At 61.5% G+C, this 4633-nt stretch carries 5 protein-coding genes and 1 pseudogene; all 6 read right to left on the reverse strand.

What is annotated here, in order from left to right; all coding sequences use genetic code 11:
- The coding region (locus RTX98_RS19990; RefSeq protein ID WP_416223186.1) for an ABC transporter permease subunit at nt 1-669 on the reverse strand (669 nt) is incomplete at its 3' end.
- Between the two features lie 107 nt (nt 670-776).
- Entirely contained in the window at nt 777-1814 is a 1038-nt protein-coding gene (gene xylF, locus RTX98_RS19995; RefSeq protein WP_416223187.1) for a D-xylose ABC transporter substrate-binding protein, read from the reverse strand.
- A 228-nt stretch (nt 1815-2042) separates the two neighbouring features.
- Nucleotides 2043-2732: a phosphate regulon transcriptional regulator PhoB gene (phoB, locus tag RTX98_RS20000; RefSeq protein WP_189505634.1), complete on the reverse strand. Its 690-nt coding sequence runs from the start codon at nt 2730-2732 to the stop codon at nt 2043-2045.
- A 12-nt stretch (nt 2733-2744) separates the two neighbouring features.
- Nucleotides 2745-3452, reverse strand: a complete 708-nt coding sequence (gene phoU, locus RTX98_RS20005) for a phosphate signaling complex protein PhoU (RefSeq protein WP_189505632.1) — start codon at nt 3450-3452, stop codon at nt 2745-2747.
- A gap of 20 nt (nt 3453-3472) precedes the next feature.
- A complete protein-coding gene (pstB, locus tag RTX98_RS20010) occupies nt 3473-4327 on the reverse strand; it encodes a phosphate ABC transporter ATP-binding protein PstB (RefSeq protein WP_416223188.1) in 855 nt (284 codons plus the stop codon).
- A 26-nt stretch (nt 4328-4353) separates the two neighbouring features.
- Nucleotides 4354-4633, reverse strand: a pseudogene (locus RTX98_RS20015) (phosphate ABC transporter, permease protein PstA); the annotation flags it as partial.

Below are 4633 nucleotides of genomic sequence, written 5' to 3' on the forward strand. Positions count from 1 at the left end.
TTTGCGCTGGGTGCGGGCCGAACGCAGCAGCCAGATGACACCGAGACAGGCGATAACGGCAACGATCCAACTCCAGGTCGCACCGATCGACCCTTCCGGCCCGCCGCCCATCAGGCGATAGGTCTCGTCCATCGGGGCAACGGTCTGGCCAGAGGTTAGCCACCAGGCCCCACCGCGCCAGATCAGCAAGCCGCCGAGCGTGACGATAAAGGCAGGAACGCCCATATAAGCAATGACATAGCCCTGTATGGCACCGATAGCCGTGCCGACGATCAGGCCGGAACACAGGGCGATGATCCAGAGCCAATGGCTGCCGAGCGGGATGCCGAAATATTGTGGCAGCCATTGCGCCTGCATGACGCCCATGACCATGCCGGAAAAGCCGAGAATGGAGCCGACCGAAAGGTCGATGTTGCGGGTGACAATCACCAGCACCATGCCGGTCGCCATGATGGCAACAGAAGCCGACTGGACCGATAGGTTCCAGAGATTCCGCGGGGTTAGAAACAGACCGCCGGAGAGGAAATGCAGGCCGACCCAGATGATGGCGAGCGCGGCCAGCATGCCGAGCATGCGTACATCCAGCTCGGTTGCTTTCAGAAAGCGCGCAAAGGGGCCGAGCTCGGATGCCCGCGCACGGTCAACCGGAGTGGTGGTGATGTCGGTCATTCCTGCTCCTTCAGCCGCGCGCGACACGCGCGGCTTGGCGCACCATTCGACTATATGGCAGCAAAAAACGGGGCACTTGGAGCGCCCCGTTTTCCTGGTTCAGCGATTTAGTCGCAGCCCTTCACGCCCTGAGCGGCCCCCTGGCAAGCAGCCTCCTTGGAGATCCAGCCGGCGTCGATCACGAGGTTGAGGTTGTCCTTGGTGATCGGAACCGGGGTGAGGAAGAGCGAGGTGAGTTCCGTGCCGGACGGAGACTTGAACGGCTTCACATCAGCGATGTCTGTCATCGCTTTTCCATCGGCCAGCTGAGAGGCGATCTCGGCGGCAGTCTTGCCGAGTTCGCGCGAGTCCTTCCACACGGAAACGGTCTGCGTGCCCTGGGCGACGCGATTCAGCGCGGCATGGTCGGCATCCTGGCCGGAAACCGGCACGGAGCCGGCGAGACCCTGGGCGCTCAACGCTGCAATGGCACCGCCAGCGGTGCCGTCATTGGCGGCAACCACCGCGTCGACCTTGTTGTCGTTGGCGGTGAGGAACTGCTCCATGTTCTTCTGCGCGTTCGCAGGCAGCCAGCCGTCGGTATAGGCCTCGCCGACATTCTTGATCTTGCCGGAATCGATGGCGTCCTTAAGCACTTCGGTTGCGCCGGCAAACAAGAAGTCGGCATTGGGATCGGCGCCGTTGCCCTTGATGAAGACGTAATTGCCTTCGGGCTTTACCTTGAACACTTCGCGGGCCTGCATGCGGCCGACTTCGACATTGTCGAAGGTGAGATAGAAGGCGTCCTTGCTGTCGATCAGGCGATCATAGCCGACCACCGGGATACCTTCATCGACGGCCTTCTGCACGGCCGGTCCGATGGCGCTGGCATCCTGAGCCAGGATGATCAGGGCGTTGGCGCCCTGCGAGATCAGCGATTCCACATCGGTCAGCTGCTTGGATGCCGAAGACTGCGCGTCGGCGGAGATATACTTGTCGCCGGCGGCCTCGATGGCCTTCTTCATGGCGGCTTCATCGGTTTTCCAGCGTTCTTCCTGGAAGTTGGACCAGGACACGCCGATAGTCTTGTCCTTCGCCTGCGCCATGCCGGCAAAGGCGAACGACAGCGTCACACCCGCCAACAAGGCGGTTGCCAAACGATTCATGATTTCCTCCCTGCACGCAAAAAGCGCGCGACGACCCTCACCGAAGCCGGCGTAGCCGACCTTCTTAGAAAGAGTGACCCAGCGGCGGGGCACCTGTCAACGTAGCCCTTGGGAGCATGCAAGAATGGCAGGGAAGAAGGCATTGGATAGGCGGATAGCTGCTGAAATGCAGCTAAATTGCGCTGGGCAACGGCATCAGCGCCCTGCCCGGCTAGTGGCGTTACGCGCCTATTCCTCGCTGATGGAATAGCCGGCGCCACGCACGGTGCGGATCACGTCCGGCATGCGGTTGGTGTTCACCGCCTTGCGCAAACGGCCGACATGCACGTCCACCGTGCGCTCGTCGATATAGATCGTTTCGCCCCAGACATTGTCGAGCAACTGCCCGCGCGAGAACACGCGGCCGGGATGGCGCATCATGAATTCGAGCAGGCGGAACTCGGTCGGGCCGAGCTTCACTTCGCTCTTCTTGCGGAACACGCGATGGGATTCGCGATCCAGCACGAGGTCGCCGACTTTCAGCACGCTCGACAGCACTTCAGGCTTGGCGCGGCGCAGCAGCGCGCGGACGCGGGCGAGAAATTCCGGCGTCGAAAACGGCTTCACGAGGTAATCATCGGCGCCGGTGGCCAGACCGCGAACGCGGTCGCTTTCTTCGCCGCGGGCAGTCAGCATGATCACCGGCAGGCGTTCGGTTTCGGGGCGCACCCGCAAACGGCGGCAGATCTCGATGCCGGATACGCCGGGCACCATCCAGTCGAGGACGAGAAGGTCCGGCACATGCTCCTGCAGGCGCAGATCGGCTTCGTCGCCACGGGTGACGATCTCGACCTGATAGCCTTCGGATTCCAGATTGTACTGGAGGAGGACGCCCAAAGGCTCCTCATCCTCCACGATCATGATTTTCGGCGCGATCATTCGGTAATCATCTCACGCCAATGAAGGCTGCGTTCCCGTTTCATCCACTTTAGGACGATTGGCCGGAAGCTGCGAGCCGGTCATGACATAATAGGCGTTCTCGGCGATGTTGGTAACATGATCGCCGATGCGCTCCAGGTTCTTGGCGCAGAACAGGAGATGCGTGCAGGCGGTGATGTTGCGCGGATCTTCCATCATGTAGGTCAGGAGTTCGCGGAACACGGCCGTATATTGCACGTCGATCTTCTCGTCGTCGGCCCGCAGCGGCACCAGAGCCTCGGCGTCGCGCTCGATATAGATATCGACGACGCGTTCGAGTTGGTGCTGGACCAGCTCGGCCATGGACTCGATGCTGTGCGCGAATGTCTGCGAGGCCGGGCTCTTGTCGACTGCCGCAACGCGCTTGCCGAGGTTCTTCGCGAGATCGCCGATGCGCTCGAGATCAGACGCGATGCGGATCGCGCCGACAACCGTGCGCAGATCGTCGGCCATCGGCTGACGCTTGCCGATCAGGGTAATGGCGCGCTCGTCGAGTTCACGCTGACGGGCATCCATCACTGCGTCGTCGGCAATGACGCGACGTGCCATATCCTGCTCGCCTTCAAGCAGAGCGACCGTCGCGGCTTGAACCATAGCGGCCGAAAAATGCCCCATGTCGCGGATGATCCGGTCGATGGCGGCAAGTTCCTCGTCGAAGGAAGTAACGGTATGTGCAACCATGATGCTGCTCCCCTGCCCGATCAGCCGAAGCGACCGGTGATGTAGTCTTGCGTGCGCTTTTCGGCGGGGCTCGTGAAAATCATCTCGGTGGGGCCTTCCTCGACCAGGATGCCGAGATGGAAGAAGGCCGTGCGCTGCGACACGCGGGCCGCCTGCTGCATCGAGTGGGTCACGATCACGATCGTGTAGTTGGCGCGCAGCTCGTCGATCAGCTCTTCGATCTTGGCGGTGGCGATCGGGTCGAGTGCCGAACAGGGCTCGTCCATCAGGATCACTTCGGGCGACACCGCGATGGCGCGCGCGATGCAAAGGCGCTGCTGCTGGCCGCCGGACAGGCCGGTGCCGACTTCATGCAAACGGTCCTTCACCTCGTTGAAAAGCGAGGCCTTCTGCAGGCTTTCCACCACGATCTGTTCGAGATCGGTTTTGGAGGTGGCGAGGCCATGAATGCGCGGTCCGTAAGCGACGTTTTCGAAGATGGTTTTGGGGAACGGGTTCGGCTTCTGGAACACCATGCCGATGCGGGCACGCAATTCCACTACGTCGAGCTTGGGATCATAGAGATCTTCGCCGTCCAGCTGGATCGTGCCGGAAACGCGCGCACCTTCGATCGTGTCGTTCATGCGGTTGAGGCAGCGCAGGAAGGTCGACTTGCCGCAGCCCGACGGCCCGATGAAAGCCGTGACGGCCTTTTCCGGGATGTCGATCGAGACATCGAACAGCGCCTGCTTCGCACCATAGAACACGTTGACGTCCTGGGCATGCACGCGCACCTGGCGCGGTTCCGGATCGGGCGTTCGCACGGTCTGGAACTTGGCGGGCAACGTGACCGAAGCCTTGTCGGCAATGGCGACCGGGGCGACGTTCGCGTTCATTTTCTGGGTCTCCGGAGCATTAAACATCATGCGCGCCTTTCGAAGCGCGACCGCAGAACAATGGCGATCGCATTGAGGGCCAACATTACAGTGAGAAGGATAATGATCGCCGCCGCGGTCTTTGGTTCGAAGTAGTTGCGGTTCTCATTGCCTTCCCAAAGGAAGATCTGAACCGGCAAAGCGGTGGACTGGTCGAGCGGACTGACCGGCAGCGATGTCACGAAGGCGTTCATGCCGATCAGAAGCAGCGGTGCCGTTTCGCCGATCGCCTGCGCCACGCCAATAATGGTTGCGGTCAGGATGCCG

The organism is Tianweitania sp. (assembly GCF_032053605.1).
GTDB lineage: Bacteria > Pseudomonadota > Alphaproteobacteria > Rhizobiales > Rhizobiaceae > Tianweitania.

Bases quoted from the DNA above. Each gene is read 5' to 3' on its own strand.
- xylF (WP_416223187.1), bottom strand. From the start codon at position 1,814: ATGAATCGTTTGGCAACCGCCTTGTTGGCGGGTGTGACGCTGTCGTTC.
- phoB (WP_189505634.1), bottom strand. From the start codon at position 2,732: ATGATCGCGCCGAAAATCATGATCGTGGAGGATGAGGAGCCTTTGGGC.
- phoU (WP_189505632.1), bottom strand. From the start codon at position 3,452: ATGGTTGCACATACCGTTACTTCCTTCGACGAGGAACTTGCCGCCATC.
- pstB (WP_416223188.1), bottom strand. From the start codon at position 4,327: ATGAACGCGAACGTCGCCCCGGTCGCCATTGCCGACAAGGCTTCGGTC.